We start from the raw sequence: 14,557 nt of genomic DNA, 5'->3' as shown, positions 1-14,557 counted from the left end.
CGATGCTTTCTGCGCTGTCAATCCGGAAGCAATTCGACGCGCTCGTTGTTCTTGATGGCGTCGATCTGGCGATCGGCGCTGGTGAAATCGTCGGCATCGTGGGCCCGAATGGGGCGGGCAAGACAACTCTTCTTAATGTCCTCGCGGGAACCTACCGGCCGACCGAAGGCGCGGTTCGGCTTGGCGGTCGGGACATAACGCACGAGACGGCGTCGATGCGCTGCAAGCTGGGGATCGCGCGTACGCATCAGATTCCGAAGCCATTCGTCGGGCTGACGGTTTTCGAGAACGTACTTGTCGGAGCTCGTCAGGGCGCTGGCTTGAGTGGCGATGTAGCCTACGAAAGGAGCGTTGAAGCGCTTGTGGACTGCGGCATGTTGGCTCTCGCCAATAGGCGCGCTGAATCGCTTGGACTTATGGACCGCAAGCGCCTTGAGCTCGCCCGTGCTGTTGCGACAGATCCATCTATTCTCCTGTTGGACGAGATCGGCGGAGGGCTCACCGACGCAGAAGCGATCGAGCTCGTATCGATAATCAGTGAGCTTGCCGCAAGAGGAATCGCGGTCGTTTGGATCGAGCACATTGTTCATATCCTTATGCGGCTCGCGAGGCGCCTCGTCTGTCTTGACGGCGGCAAAGTCATCGCGGACGGCGATCCGATCGGGGTGCTGCGGGCTCCAGCGGTGGTCAGTGCCTATTTCGGAGGAGCCGTTGGGTGACGCCGATACTGATCGTTGAGGACTTGAATGCCTACCACGGGCTTCTCCATGCCGTTCGTGGAATTTCACTGCGCGTCGGATCGGGGGAAGTTCTCGCCCTGGTCGGAGCGAACGGTGCCGGCAAGACCACCCTGCTGAGATCTATCATCGGCGCTCATCCCTCCGCGCAAGGTCGAATCGTCTTGATGCAGCGGGACCTTACGGCGCTCTCCGCCTACCAACGAGTCCGCAGAGGTGTCGCTCTGGTGCCGGAAGGACGCCGGTTGTTCGCAGAACTGACCGTCGAGGAGAACCTCATGCTTTCTCGCTCTGCGGGGCGGCCGGGCATATGGAACGTTGAAGCCGTGATGGATGCGCTTCCGCAATTGAAGGCCATCAGAAACGTTAAGGCCCGTTCGCTCTCCGGCGGGCAGCAGCAAGCCACTGCGATTGGCCGCGCCCTGATGACGAACCCTTTGGTTCTGATGTTAGACGAAGTATCTCTTGGTCTGTCGCCAGCAGCGGTCGACCAGGTCTATGCGGCTTTGCATCGGCTCAAGGCGTCTGGAACCACCCTAATATTGGTAGAGCAAGATCTCGGTCGGAGCTTAGATCTTGCCAATCGCGTGGCCTGCATGCTCGAGGGCAGGATCGTACTGCAAGCAGAAGCGGCGAACATTACGCGCGATCAGATCACAGACGCGTATTTTGGTGTTGCTCGCCGACACAAGGCGGAGGACTAGGAGACATGGTTTGGGTCAATCAAGTCGCGCAAGGCGTGCTGCTTGGCGGGTACTATGCGATGGTCGCATGCGGGCTGTCATTCATGTTCGGAGTGATGCGGGTCATCAATCTAGCTCATGGAAGTCTCGCTGTTTCTTCTGCCTTTTGTCTGTGGGTGATCGCGGATGTTTACGGTGTCTCACCCTTCCTCGGGCTATTTCTTGTTGTTCCGTTGTTGGCGTTCGTCGGAGTTGTTCTTCAAAGAGCGATCATTGAGCGGAGTATGCGTGCGGGCGTCCTTGTCCCGATCCTATCAACATTCGGGCTTTCGATCGTCTTTGACAATCTGCTCTTTGAGACGTTTGGAGCAGACACGCGCTCATTGGCCCCATTCATCGGCGACCTTCCCTACGAGGCGTGGCCTGTCTACGGCGATATCTACGTCGGAAAGCTTGCCGTGGTCACCTTCGGATGTTCCATTGTCATTATTGGGAGCATCAGCGTGTTTCTCTCGCGCACCCAATGGGGACGAGCTATCCGTGCGACCGCCCAAGATCCCGATACAGTGGCAATGACTGGTGTTAATCCTCGGGCGATGGCGGCGCTGGCCGCGGCGATAGCCACTGCTACAGCTGCCGTCGCCGGTGCTTTTCTCGCAATCCGGGCGACTTTCGATCCCTACTCAGGAGCGCCACAACTAGTCTTCGCGTTCGAAGCCGCAGTGATCGGCGGTGTAGGGTCGCTGTGGGGTACTTTAGCTGGGGGCGTCCTGCTGGGCGTCGCACAGTCAATCGGTGCCCAGGTGAATTCGCAAGGGTTCATGATAGCGGGTCATGCCACCTTTCTGCTGGTGTTGTTGCTGCGTGGTTACCTCATGGAAAGATATCTAAGATTTCGGTTCGAATTCCTAACTGGCAAGCGCTAATGCAGGAGTCCATCTACTTCGTTACTCGTCGAACGACGCCGGCTATCGTCGGAGGAGTCGCCGCGTCCTTCCTTGTCGTTCTGCTTGGGATGGCTCCGCTCTTGCTGTCGGCGAGTATGCTTGATCGCCTTACTACTCTGTTTGTCTACATCATGCTGGCGACCGGGTGGAACGCGCTTGCCGGCTTCGCTGGCCTCGTCTCGATCGGTCAGCAGTTGTTCTTTGGCCTCAGCGCCTATGCAACAATTCGGCTTTCTGACGCTGGGATGCCGGTGTTCTTGGCTATGCTTGCTTCGATCGCCGTGGTTGGTGCATTTGCAGTCCCGGTGTCGTGGCTGATGTTGCGATTGCGTGAGGGAGAATTCGCAATTGGAATGTGGATACTCGCAGAGCTAGCCCACTTTATCGTCAATCTTGACGGCGTTGTGCAGGGTGAGACCGGAACATCGCTGATAGCGCTCGCGACGTTCTCCGCGGAAGTCCGGCAAGCCTTGATCTACTGGACGGGCCTTGCATCGGTCCTAACGCTGTTAGGAATCTTTTTATTCCTCATCAGAGGAAAGATCGGGCTCGCGATCCAAGCGATTCGTGACAACGAGGAGGCAGCTCAATCCCTTGGCGTCGAAACACTGAATGCCAAGCGAACCGTATTCTTGTTTGCAGCGGTTTGTGCGGCGACTGCTGGCGTGCTCTGGCTCGCCACGGCAATCACATTTCAGCCCAAGACATTCTTCGGCGTTCAATGGACCGCCTACATGATTTTTATGGTTTTGGTTGGCGGCATTGCGACCTTTGAGGGGACAATTCTTGGAGCCCTCATATTCTTCCTTGTCGAGCTGGTCTTTGGTCCTTTCGGAGTGTGGTATTTAATCGGCCTGGGAGCGTCAGCGATTTTATTTTCACTCGTATTTCCGCGTGGGGTGTGGGGGAGTGTTGAAAGTCGCCTTGGTCTGGACTTAGCCGCAGTCCGCTATCGGATCCGTATGTCCAAAGAGGGCGGCCGCAACGGCAAGCCGTCCTAACAGGCAAGCGTCTTCTGAACCGTCAGCGTGTCGTCCGCCTGTGTAGTGCTCCGCTTGACCGCGTGTGCGCTCGAGCGAGTCCGCATATTGATAAGCGAAATGCCAAAGCATAGAGGTGGCTGAATAAGACGGCATTTTGGCCAGTCTGGTTACGGGATACCTGTCACGTTCACCCATGCAGCCGCGAATCCGCGGAGGCGCCGTATGCGGAGTTCTACATGAACTCGCGGGGGGGCTAGGTAATCTCTGGAGGGGGACATGGTAAATATCAGGACGCTTGGTGCGTGTGTGGCGGCGCTTGTGCTGACTGCTACATCGTCCGCGAAAGCGTACGAGTTCGGGTATGCAGGATGGGCGCAGAAGCCTGGTCTCACGATTGGAGGAGGCACTGCCGGTGCGCCGCCACCAGGCATCTATATGTTTGATCAGTTCTTCACCTATCAAGCGAAGATAGTCGGCCCAGGCGCGCCGACTATCGGAGGCGCCGCAACTCCGGTACATGCGGCAGTTGGGGTGACCGGATTTGTATTTGCCCCTGGCTGGACGTTCCTTGGTGCAACCTACGACGCCGTTGTAGTGCAGCCAGTTATCATGCTGGACGTCGGAAATCCCGTGAATATCAATCCGGCCGGTGTCCACAACACCTATATCGTTCCCGCAGAACTAAGTTGGAAGCTCGGAGACAGTGGGGTCTTTGTCAAGGCTGGCCTAGGCATGTATGTCCCCGATGGCAGCACCGGTGGTGCGAACGGACTGGGAAACGTCGGCGCTCCCTGGTGGACGTTCCAACCTGAATTGATCGTTTCCTATCTGAAAGACGGCTGGAATCTTACGGCAAACTTCTTTCAGGAGATGAACACGAAGAATACAATCACGGGGTACCGAACAGGTGACATATTCCATGCCGAATTCACAGCGACAAAAGCCTTCGGCAGTTGGACGCTCGGTCCTGTAGCGTACTACGCTGGGCAAGTCACAAACGACAAATCGAGTGCCTTCTATGGCGGCGCCGTAAACGCGCAGAAATACAATATCTGGGCGGCGGGCGGTTTGGTGGGGTACAACTTCGGACCTGTTCAGCTGAACGTATGGGCTACAAGCGAACTATCCTCTCGCGCCTCGGGAGGAACTTCGTTCGTTGGCGCAGATAGCGCGACGATCACCAAAGGCTATTCGGTCTTCGCTCAGTTGAGCTACCGCCTCTGGGCACCTGAGCAACCGTCGGCGCCGACACATCAGCTCTACCGGAAGTAACGTCGACGTCTCGTGCTAGGGTTTCTGCGCGACGGACGTGAGAGTGTCAGCTGCGGTGTCCGTTCGATGGCCGGACGAGTGCACGTTGAATCGAGGCCGCGGAGTTGACCACCGACTCCGCGACCTCGATTTCCCGCCTCGGCCCGAGCCTTGCGCGGATCGCCGAGACAGTGATAGCAGCTTCCGCGCCGGCAGGGCCCTTGATCCACGCAGATATTGATCGAGTGCCTCGGACCAGGCCCACGTCACGCACAAAATAGCCACTGCGGCGCGCAGCTGAGATCTGTACCTCGACATCCTTGAGTGTAACCTTATACGGGCCAAAGCGTAACTCGTTCTCGCGCGCAATTCTCCGGGCATCGGCGGGTGACATCGCGGTGAGGATCGCTATTCCGGCGCTGCTGACGCCTAGGGGCCTTCGTGCGCCGATATTGATTGAGAGAACCTGAATTGGATAGGTGCCAATCTTCCGGGCCACACAGAGGGCGTCGTTGCCCGTCCTCACGGTGAGGAAGATCGTGTCTCCGATGTCATTGGAAAGAGCCTCCAAATACGGCTCTGCGGCAACCAACAACGAAGAGCGGAAGGGGCGAGCAAGTGCGAGTTCGGATACTTCTCGTCCGATCGCATATCGTCCCGCTTGGCGGGGTTCGACCAGCCCTTCCTCGATGAGGACCTGTACCAAGCGATGTGCGGTTGGTCGAGGAATTCCGGTGGCTTGGACGACTTCCGGCAGTCTGACCCCCGTGTCGCGACCGCTCGCGAGAATCCGCAGCACTGCAAGTGCCTTACGGAGGGTATTCGCGCCGCGTTGCGATGCGTGACCGTCTTTTCGCTGTCCGGATTCGGAGACTGCATAGTTCGGAGGTGTCTACATAGTGGACAAACGGAGCACTTTCCGTTCGATCTAGCAAGTCGATCGTCGTTAATTCAACGGATAGGCGATGGAAGTCGTGAGTAGGCGGCTATCGTAATTTGTCTCCAAGATTGAGAGTTGATGGTGAGCCGTCGATTTCTTGTGGGCGCCTTGGTACTTCTATTGTCAGGCGCCGCAAATGCGCAAACGTTGCCCGAGAGGTCCGTTCGGCTGATTGTACCTTATCCCGCAGGAGGTAATGTCGACGGCGCAGCCCGGATCCTGGCGGACAATCTGCAAACGAAGTTCGGTCAGCCGTTCGTCGTGGAAAACAAGGCCGGTGCGGGTGGATTGATCGCGGGAGAGATGTTCGCCAAAGCGGCGGCCGACGGATATACGCTGTTTGTGGGCTCGAATGGCCCGGTGTTGTTTGCTCCGGAAATTGCCAAGCGAGATGTATACGATTGGCGGCGCGATTTCGCCCCAGTCGCAGCGATTTCAATGACACCGATGGTCCTAGACGTACATCCGTCCGTAGCGGCGCGTACGTTTCAAGAGTTCGTTGAACTTGCGCGAAGAGAACCAGGTCGCTTGGCTCTTGCCTCACCAGGACCGGGCACTTCGAACCATCTGCTAAGCGAACTCATGCGGACGACTCTTGGGGTGAACTGGGTCACGGTGCACTATCGTGGAAATGCTCCGGCGGCGAACGACTTGATTGCCGGTCATGTTCAGTTCGGCCTCGATCAATTGTCTGTGGCACTCCTTTACATTGAAAGCCGGCTCGTTCGCCCTCTGGCGATATCCGGCAATGCGCGATCCCCTTCGCTATTAGACGTTCCGACTTTCGCAGAGCTGGGGTTCGACGAATTCAACAGTCAAACCTTCACCGGGATTTTCTCACCGGCAGGTACGCCACAAGAGATCGTGGACCGTTTGCATGAGGCCGTGGTCGAGGCGCTTTCGAAGCAGGACGTCGTAGCCAAGTTCAATGCTGTGGGAGCGCAATGCGTGATCATGTCCGTGTCGGAATTTCGCGACTACCTTGATCGCGAAGATCGAAAGTGGATTCCGGTTATTCGTGCCGCGAAAATAGCGGAATGATTGACGGGGGGGCGTCGGCAACTTGGTGAAGTTGTCGGTGGTCGTTAGCACGCCGGCACGCGGCCTAAGGCATACCGTTGACAGTACGTCTGGAGTTCGGGTGTGCTCGATCGATCCCTCTGCCCAAGCCGATACTTAATGAGAGAGAGGCAAGATGGTACGACGGTGCAGTGTCAACATAGGCGAATTCAAGCACAAGAATCCGATTCCCAATGCATCGCGCATAGGGAACATTGTGGTTTCCGGGGTGATCTTGGGGCGCGATGCGAAGTCTGGTGCCATGCCGACGTCCTTGGAAGAGCAAAGCGTCAATATGTTCGCCCACATGAAGGCCACGATCGAAGCAGCGGGTGGGGGGGTGGACGACATTATCAAAGTGACGGTGTGGTTGCAGGACAAGAGCAATCGTGGACCTCTTAATACGCAATGGCTGAAAATGTTTCCGGACGCTGAATCCCGTCCTGCGCGACACGCGCTGCAGATGGATATGGACGCCGGAGCTCTCGTCCAGTGCGATTTCATGGCGGTCTTGGACTAGGACGGGGAAATGGCAACCGAGTATCTTCCGTTCGATCCGAACCCCCGGCGTCCGAAGCGTTTACCGCCTCGTAATAGCTGCGACAGTCAGTTTCACGTCCTGGGACCGGCCGACAGGTATCCAGTCCGACCGGGGGCGGCTTATGAGATGCCGTCGGCCACCTGGGAAGCGGCTCTCAGGATGCACAGGACGTTGGGGAATCCAGCGCGGGGTGATTGTTCAGACAACTACCTACGGAGCAGATCATTCCGTGGTGCTTGACGGGTCATCAGCCATGGGGCCATCCTACCGCGGATGTGCGAACGCACTGGTCTTCGCCGAGTCTGACGATCGCTATCTCGCAAAGCTCCATGACGCAGGAGTGCGTGGTGCGCGATTCAGTTTCCGGAAAGAGCTGGGCGCTGTGTTGTCAGACCCGGATTATGAGCGTGCATTGGCCCGCATCCGAGAGCTTGGTTGGTACGTGAAGATTCAGCCAGCGAAGGACGGCATTGTCTCAAGCGTGGAAAAGTACGCAGAGCTCGGCGTTCCCGTGTTGATCGATCACATGGCGCGACCGAATCCGTCTCTTGGAGACCGAGATCCCAATTTGACGAAGTTGCTCGAACTCCTGCAACGAGGCAATTTTTGGGTAATGTTGTCACTGGGCGAGAAAAATTCCAAGGCCGGAGCACCCTGGGACGACATTGTTCAGACAGCGAAGACAATCATTGACGCTGCGCCAGATCGCTGTGTTTGGGCAAGCGACTGGCCGCACCCGGTCTCGATCACGCAGCCTCCAAATGATGCGGACCTTCTCGAACTGATGTTTAAGTACGCGCCAGATGAAGGAGATCTCGAGCGAATCTTGGTATCCAATCCGCAGAAGTTATTCGGATTCAATTAAGTGGAGCGTCGCGGCACTATTGTAGAAGTTCGTCAGCCGGAGAAGCGGCGGGATCCGAGGATCAATTTCAGCTGACGAGGGGCAGTCACTAAGCGACAACTGCGCGTCAAAATCGGCCGAAAATCATTATTGCGGCCAAGGCCGATCGTTCCGCCGTTGACGTATCTTATTGTAAAAGGCTAACCGCGCCGCACATGCGGTTTCTGACGACGCCGCGTGTGCTCTCGTTAGACTTGACTGCTTGATGCAGCATGTCCGCCGTTGAACGACGGCGGACATTTTTTTGCGGCACCGCCGGAAGCTTCTGGCCGGCGAAGTATTGGCAAATTTTGATGCGTGGTTGACATTGTTGGGACCGGCAGTTCGGTGACACGAAGGGATAAGAAGTGCGGGCGGATCGGTATCGTGATCGAGCGGCCTGAACCCTTCTCGATCAACCCTCACGGGAACCGAATCTGGGACGAATGTCATGGCGCAACTGAATATCGGTCTTCTATCCTTTCCAAAGCTGACGCAACTCGATCTGACAGGTCCGTTTGAGGTATTCGCTCGCATTCCGGATGCAAAGGTGCATCTCGTTTGGCGCGATACGCGTCCGATTACTAGTGATGCCGGATTGGTCCTCAGTCCATCTGTCTCTTTTGCAGAGTGCCCCCCGCTCGATGTAATTTGTGTTCCCGGTGGTGCCGGCCAATTCGAGTTTCTCGACGACGACGGCGTGTTGTCGTTTGTCCGCGACCAGGGTCGTCAGGCGAAGTTCGTGACGTCAGTGTGCACCGGATCAATCGTGCTGGGCGCGGCAGGTCTGCTCTCAGGGTACAAAGCGACTAGCCACTGGCTGTTTGAAGATCAGCTCGCATATTTCGGTGCGACTCCGGTTCGTGAACGCATCGTTCACGATCGAAATCGCATCACGGGAGGTGGGATCACGGCAGGGATCGATTTCGGCCTCTATGTTGCCGCGCAACTCGCGGGTGAAGATGTTGCGAAATCGATCCAGCTCATGATCGAGTATAATCCCGCGCCGCCCTATTCTAGTGGCTCACCTGAGACCGCCGATCCAGCCCTCGTTTCGCGAATCAGGGGGAGCATGGAAGCACGCCTTCAGAACAGGAGGGAGATCTCCGCTCGAGCGGCCAAGCGGCTGAACGAGCAGCCGACTACGGGCGGATAGTCGAGCCGATAGGAGGAGGACTATGGATCGGGCTTCCATCAATAGAAGACAGGCGCTCGCATTTGGGGCTGGCGCATTTGCTTATGGAGTGCGGACCGCTAGAGCTCAAGGAAACAGGAAGATCGTCGTCCAGCTTGCGACGCCGATCCCTGACCTAAGCTTCCTCAACCTCTATGTAGGTCGGGAGCTCGGGTACTTCGCCGAGGAAGGGCTTGAAGTTGAATTGCGCTATGGATCTGGCGCACCGTTAGCCGCGCAGTTGGCGGTTAGCGGTGACGCCGACATCGGAGCGATGACCCACGAGCCGGCCTTCCTGGGCTATTCAAAGGGGGTGCGAGGCAAGATCTTCTATCAGACGCTCACCCACCTGATCTACTTCGCGGCTGCGCCGGCTGGAAGTGCTATTCGCACGGTCGCCGATCTCCGTGGCAAAAAGCTCGGCGTCCTCGGGTTGGCGGGTGCGTCGCTCATTGTCGGTAGGTCCATGCTTCGCGAAGGTGGAGTCGAACCGCAACCGGACACGTTCCTGCCGGTCGGTGTCGGTGACCTCGCACTCTCTGCACTTCAAGCCGGTCGCGTGGACGCGCTCTTCCTTTGGGAAGGGGCGTATGCCTCGATTGGGCGCACTGGCTATCGGTTCCAGTTCATCTACCACCCCCGGCTAGCGCACGTCGGAAGTGCAGGATACTTCTCGTCCTACTCGACGTTGCAAAAACGCGCAGACGATCTCGCTCGCTTTAGTCGAGCGGCAGCGCGCGCAACTTCATTCCTGCTGGCGAACCCGGAGGAGGCGCTTCAGCTGTGGTGGCGGGCTAATCCGGAGGCCCGCGGCAAGGGAACGGACGAGGAAGCGAAGGGGCGTGGAATGACGGAATTGCGATCGAGCGCGTTAGTCGCGTTCGATACGTCGAAACGCAGGGATAAGCGGTGGGGATCGATCGATCAGGCCGAACTCGTTCAATACATGGAAACGTTTAAGGCAGACGGGGCGATCCCAGTAGTTCCCCCGGTCGAGGATATTTCGACGAACGAGTTTGTCGATTTCGCAAACAACTTCGACGTCGGTGTCGCTACGCGAAGTATGCTCAAGGCGGCAAGGTAAGAATGATATATCGAGACATCTATCTCTTCGTCGACGGTGAGAGGATCGGGCCACGGGATCGGGAGACGAGACCAGTACTGAACCCCGCGACCGGCGAGGAGATTGGACTTGTGCCGCTTGCGACCGGCGCCGACCTAGACAAGGCTGTGGCGTCCGCGCAGGTTGGGTTCGAGACGTGGCGCGTGGTGCCGGCGATCGAGAGAGCTGCAATCATCAGAGAAGCATCCGACATCCTTCGAGACCGAATAGATGCCGTTGCCCGCCTGATGACGCTTGAGGAAGGCAAGCCTATCGGCGATGCCAAACTGGAAGTTGCCGCCGCATGTGATGCGCTGCTTTGGTCGGCGGAAGAGTGCAAGCGGATCTATGGACGGGTGATTCCTGCCCGAAGCCGGACAACGCGCAATATTGTTCTGCGAGAGCCGATCGGACCGGTCGCGGTGTTCACGCCATGGAATTTCCCGGCCTCGATGCCGGCGCGAAAAATCGCACCCGCGCTAGCAGCCGGTTGCGCTTGTATCATCAAAGCTGCGGAGGAAACGCCGGCCAGTTGCTTGGCGATAATCGAAGCGCTGCTTGATGCGGGCTTGCCGCCACGCGCTATCAACGCGGTATTTGGCGAGCCGTCTGCAGTGTCGCAACACTTGATACGAGCCCCCGAAATTCGGAAAATATCGTTCACAGGGTCGGTGCCGGTTGGCAAGGAGATCGCCCAGTTGGCCGCCCTCGGTGTCAAGCCAGCCACGTTGGAGCTTGGTGGGCATGCGCCGGTGCTTGTGCTGTCGGATGCAGATGCAGAGACCGTCGCATCGCAAGCGGTAGCCGCGAAGTTCCGAAACGCAGGCCAGATCTGTACGTCGCCGACCCGCTTCTACGTGCACGACAGCATTTACGAGAGCTTTCTTGGCAAGTTCGCTGCCCGCGCCCGCGAGTTAAGGGTTGGGACCGGGCTCGACAGCGATAGTGAGATGGGGCCCGTCGCCAATCCGCGACGCTTGCAGGCGATGAAGGATCTGGTCGCAGATGCGGTGCAAGCTGGAGCAAGGCTCGTCACCGGCGGCAATCAGATCGGCAACGTGGGCTTCTTTTATGCACCGACCATTCTGGCTGATGTGCCTCCATCTGCCGCCGTGTCGACTGTCGAGCCGTTTGGTCCAATCGCCATTGTGAACCGATTTTCGTCGGAGACGGAAGCCATCAAGTTGGCTAACCAACTTCCGTTTGGGTTGGCGGCCTACGTTTTCACGTCCCCCGGCAAGCTTGGTGCTTCCCTGGTCGATCGGGTCGAATGCGGTCTCCTGGGGATCAACACGTTCGCCGTCTCTTATGCGGAGACGCCGTTCGGCGGGGTTAAGGAAAGCGGATACGGAAGCGAGGGAGGGTTAGAAGGTGTCGAGGCTTATCTGACCACAAAGTTCGTAGCGCTCGCCTAGAAATCATGAGTACCCGATGAACAAGAAGTTTGATCCGATTGATATCGCCCCACCGTTCAACAACATCTACTCCCATGGGGTGGAGGTGCCGCCCAACAGCCGCACGCTCTGGATTGCGGGCCAGACTGGAGACCTTCCAGATGGGACGACGCCAGATTCGTTTGAAGATCAGGCGGAGCAGGCGATGAAGAGCTTCGTCTCGGTGTTGGCGGGAGCCGGGATGACGGTCTCTGACGTAGTCAAAATTAATGTCTACCTGACAAGCCATGCGGACCTCGAAAAATTTCGACCGATCAGATCGAGACATTTGGACGGCCATCGACCGGCGATGACGCTCGCAGTGGTAAGCACTCTCGCCGAGCCGAAGTGGAAGATTGAGGTCGAAGGCGTGGCCGCGAAGCAGTGAGATGGGATTGTCGATGTCATCCACGCTACTTCTACGAAACTGCCTACTCTGGCCGTCGGCTGCCAGCGACTCTGATGCACTTTTGATTCGAGATGGGAAGATCGTTTGGATCGGGCGGAGTGACGATGCGCCTCAAGCAGGGCGAATTATCGATGCCGGCCGTCACACGGTTCTCCCTGGCCTGACCGATGCGCACATTCATCTGTACGCCATGGCACAAGGCCAGCTCAGCTTGGATTTGTCGCCGGCCAAGGTACCAACGTCAGTCGACGCGGTCGCCAAGATCGGTCAGGCGGAGCGTGCGTTGCCGCGCGGTGACGCGTGGCTGGTTGCATCGGGGTACGACGAGCAGCGGATGACGGACTGGCGTCTCATCGAGAGACCTGAGCTCGATAGCATTAGTGAAGAACGGCCCCTCGTCGTGCGGAGGTTTTGCGGTCATGTAGCGATGGCTAACTCGAAGGCGCTGCGTCTCGCAGGACTCGAGTCGGAAGATGGTGTGTTGCGAGGGCAATTGGCGCATCGACTGTTCGGTGCCATTCCGAAGCAGGACGTTGAAACGAGGGCTGAAGCTATCCGCGCTTGCGCCAAGCGGATGCTCCGGTACGGCGTAACCGCGGCAACTGAGGCTGCTGTTGGTTTCACCGACGGTTTTGACGAAGAATGGAAGGTCTGGGAACATATCCGCGCGGGAGCAACGTTTCCGTTGCGAATGTCATTCATGTTGCGCCTCGATGCTGAGGAAGCCTTGAGCCGCGGTCTCAAGCCGGGGCGACCGGACGCAAACTGGCAGGTCAGGACGCTCAAGTTCTTTGCAGATGGTATTACCGGACAGCATACAGCGGCGTTGAATGAGCCTTACGCTGATCGGCCCGATTTTCGCGGGGACCTTATGCGTAGCCCGGAAGAGCTGCGAGCCGCCTTCCGCCAGTGCCAACTCGACGGTTGGCAAGTTGCTTCTCATGCGATCGGCGATCGAGCCATCGACGTTGTGGTAGAAGCGATGGTAGACGCAGTATCCGTCGACCCAGCCCGTTCCCAACGTGCGCGCGTGGAACATGTGGCGAGGCCGACAGCCACGGCCCTCTTGCGCATGCACGAGAAGGGGATTTGGGCGGTTCCGCAGTATGGCTTTATCCACTCAATCGGGGACGGGTTTGCACCGCGTCTCGGCGAAGCCAGAGCGCAAGAAGCATATCCTGGTCGAAGCTTGCTAACGCGAGGAATTTCGGTTGCAGGTAGCTCGGATGCCCCTTCCGGTCCGGAGTCGCCCTTCGTCGGGATAGCCACTGCACGGTCGCGGAAGACTCTGTCCGGAAGAATGATCAACCAGGCGGAGGCAATGTCAGTTGAAGAGGCGTTGTCGATATACATTCACGGCGGAGCCGAGAGCATGGAGCAGTCGCTGTTGAGAGGGACGCTTGCGATTGGAATGGCAGCAGACATTGCCATACTTGATCGCGACATTAGGCAAGCGAGTGATGAGGATCTGATGCAGACGACGTCAGTCGTGACGATCGTGCGGGGCGAGATCCTGCATTCGGCCTGACCGACCGGGCTGATGCGGCCTTCCGGCGCGCGAGGGATGAAACGAAACCATGCAAACGATTGGAGCAACGGCTTTGGCTGGGACCGTCGAGACGGACGCCTCTGACCAGAATGTGGGACGAGAGAACTTGATCGCTGTCGACGGCGTGGGAAAGACCTACGTAACGCAGGATGGTCGCTCAATTCAGGCGGTCGCCAGTGTTAACGTTGAGATCGCAAAGGGGGAGTTTCTATCGATTCTCGGTCCGTCCGGGTGCGGCAAGAGTACGCTGCTGATGATGATTGCGGGCTTGGTCAAACCGTCTGAGGGCGTTATCAGGTTCGAAGGCAAGCCGGTAACTGACCCCCATGGTGACGCCGGCGTGGTGTTTCAAGATGCTGTGCTTTTTCCGTGGCGAACCGTTGCTCAGAACGTCGAGTTGCCCGGTGAAATCAGAAGAGTCAGGCGCGATGCGAGGGTCAAGCGGTCGCTCGACGTCTTGGAACTCGTGGGACTGAAGGGATTCGAGACCAAGTATCCAAATGAGCTATCAGGCGGAATGCAGCAACGAGTTTCGATTGCGCGCGCGCTGTCAATGCAACCGAATCTGATCCTGATGGATGAGCCGTTCGGCGCATTGGACGCAATGACACGAGATCAAATGAACCTCGATCTGCAACGCATAAGCCTGGAGACGGGCGCGACCATCGTCTTCGTCACGCACTCGATCGCTGAAGCTGCGTTTCTATCGGACCGCGTTTGCGTAATGTCGGGACGGCCCTCCACAATAAGGGCAATCGTTCCGATAGAAATTCCGCGGCCTCGGCCGATTGAGATGATGGCGAGTGACGAGATGGGCAGATACGTTACCGAACTGCGCAAGCTGCTTGATCATAGAGGTGGCTGAA

The 14,557-nt window shown here is 57.7% G+C and carries 15 protein-coding genes and 1 pseudogene; 14 read left to right on the top strand and 2 right to left on the bottom strand.

What is annotated here, in order from left to right:
* The first annotated feature begins 2 nt into the window (after window positions 1-2).
* The 5 genes from JQ616_RS17440 to JQ616_RS17420 all read left to right on the top strand — a co-directional run bounded on the left by JQ616_RS17440 (window position 3) and on the right by JQ616_RS17420 (window position 4,622).
* Entirely contained in the window at window positions 3-719 is a 717-nt protein-coding gene (locus JQ616_RS17440; protein ID WP_212016181.1) for an ABC transporter ATP-binding protein, read from the top strand.
* Window positions 716-1,441, top strand: a complete 726-nt coding sequence (locus tag JQ616_RS17435) for an ABC transporter ATP-binding protein (RefSeq protein ID WP_349630012.1) — start codon at window positions 716-718, stop codon at window positions 1,439-1,441. The genes JQ616_RS17440 and JQ616_RS17435 overlap by 4 nt, the downstream gene beginning before the upstream one ends.
* A 5-nt stretch (window positions 1,442-1,446) precedes the next feature.
* Window positions 1,447-2,346: a branched-chain amino acid ABC transporter permease gene (locus JQ616_RS17430; RefSeq protein ID WP_212016180.1), complete on the top strand. Its 900-nt coding sequence runs from the start codon at window positions 1,447-1,449 to the stop codon at window positions 2,344-2,346.
* Complete coding sequence (locus tag JQ616_RS17425) at window positions 2,346-3,368, top strand: branched-chain amino acid ABC transporter permease (RefSeq protein WP_212016179.1); 1,023 nt, start codon at window positions 2,346-2,348, stop codon at window positions 3,366-3,368. Before JQ616_RS17430 ends, JQ616_RS17425 begins: the two co-directional genes overlap by 1 nt.
* A 258-nt stretch (window positions 3,369-3,626) precedes the next feature.
* Window positions 3,627-4,622, top strand: a complete 996-nt coding sequence (locus JQ616_RS17420; protein WP_212016177.1) for a SphA family protein — start codon at window positions 3,627-3,629, stop codon at window positions 4,620-4,622.
* Window positions 4,623-4,668: 46 nt separating this feature from the next.
* On the opposite strand, the gene JQ616_RS17415 is transcribed toward JQ616_RS17420, so the two are convergent.
* Complete coding sequence (locus JQ616_RS17415) at window positions 4,669-5,193, bottom strand: IclR family transcriptional regulator domain-containing protein (protein WP_349630016.1); 525 nt, start codon at window positions 5,191-5,193, stop codon at window positions 4,669-4,671.
* Window positions 5,194-5,277: 84 nt separating this feature from the next.
* Window positions 5,278-5,409 (bottom strand): annotated as a pseudogene (locus tag JQ616_RS39805) (helix-turn-helix domain-containing protein); the annotation flags it as partial.
* A gap of 210 nt (window positions 5,410-5,619) precedes the next feature.
* Here JQ616_RS39805 and JQ616_RS17410 point away from each other — a divergent pair.
* From JQ616_RS17410 to JQ616_RS17370, 9 genes are all read left to right on the top strand, one after another.
* Window positions 5,620-6,582: a Bug family tripartite tricarboxylate transporter substrate binding protein gene (locus JQ616_RS17410; protein WP_212016173.1), complete on the top strand. Its 963-nt coding sequence runs from the start codon at window positions 5,620-5,622 to the stop codon at window positions 6,580-6,582.
* A gap of 154 nt (window positions 6,583-6,736) precedes the next feature.
* Complete coding sequence (locus tag JQ616_RS17405; RefSeq protein ID WP_212016171.1) at window positions 6,737-7,120, top strand: RidA family protein; 384 nt, start codon at window positions 6,737-6,739, stop codon at window positions 7,118-7,120.
* Window positions 7,121-7,331: 211 nt separating this feature from the next.
* On the top strand, window positions 7,332-8,006 hold the full coding sequence (locus JQ616_RS17400) for an amidohydrolase family protein (RefSeq protein ID WP_349630011.1): 675 nt from the start codon (window positions 7,332-7,334) through the stop codon (window positions 8,004-8,006).
* 469 nt (window positions 8,007-8,475) lie between these two features.
* Window positions 8,476-9,180: a DJ-1/PfpI family protein gene (locus JQ616_RS17395; RefSeq protein WP_212016169.1), complete on the top strand. Its 705-nt coding sequence runs from the start codon at window positions 8,476-8,478 to the stop codon at window positions 9,178-9,180.
* Between the two features lie 22 nt (window positions 9,181-9,202).
* Window positions 9,203-10,282: an ABC transporter substrate-binding protein gene (locus tag JQ616_RS17390; protein WP_212016167.1), complete on the top strand. Its 1,080-nt coding sequence runs from the start codon at window positions 9,203-9,205 to the stop codon at window positions 10,280-10,282.
* A 2-nt stretch (window positions 10,283-10,284) separates the two neighbouring features.
* The gene (locus JQ616_RS17385; protein ID WP_212016165.1) at window positions 10,285-11,715 is read left to right on the top strand and encodes an NAD-dependent succinate-semialdehyde dehydrogenase; all 1,431 of its coding nucleotides are present in this window, start codon (window positions 10,285-10,287) and stop codon (window positions 11,713-11,715) included.
* A gap of 16 nt (window positions 11,716-11,731) precedes the next feature.
* A complete protein-coding gene (locus JQ616_RS17380) occupies window positions 11,732-12,121 on the top strand; it encodes a RidA family protein (protein WP_212016163.1) in 390 nt (129 codons plus the stop codon).
* A gap of 13 nt (window positions 12,122-12,134) precedes the next feature.
* Window positions 12,135-13,670 carry an amidohydrolase gene (locus tag JQ616_RS17375; protein WP_212016161.1) on the top strand — a complete coding sequence of 512 codons (1,536 nt, stop codon included), beginning with the start codon at window positions 12,135-12,137 and terminating at the stop codon, window positions 13,668-13,670.
* 49 nt (window positions 13,671-13,719) lie between these two features.
* On the top strand, window positions 13,720-14,556 hold the full coding sequence (locus JQ616_RS17370) for an ABC transporter ATP-binding protein (RefSeq protein WP_212016159.1): 837 nt from the start codon (window positions 13,720-13,722) through the stop codon (window positions 14,554-14,556).
* Window position 14,557 lies beyond the last annotated feature (1 nt).

Origin of the sequence: Bradyrhizobium tropiciagri (assembly GCF_018130545.1) — a bacterium.
In the GTDB taxonomy this organism is placed as follows: Bacteria; Pseudomonadota; Alphaproteobacteria; order Rhizobiales; family Xanthobacteraceae; genus Bradyrhizobium; species Bradyrhizobium tropiciagri_A.
This window is presented reverse-complemented; position numbering and strand designations above follow the sequence as displayed.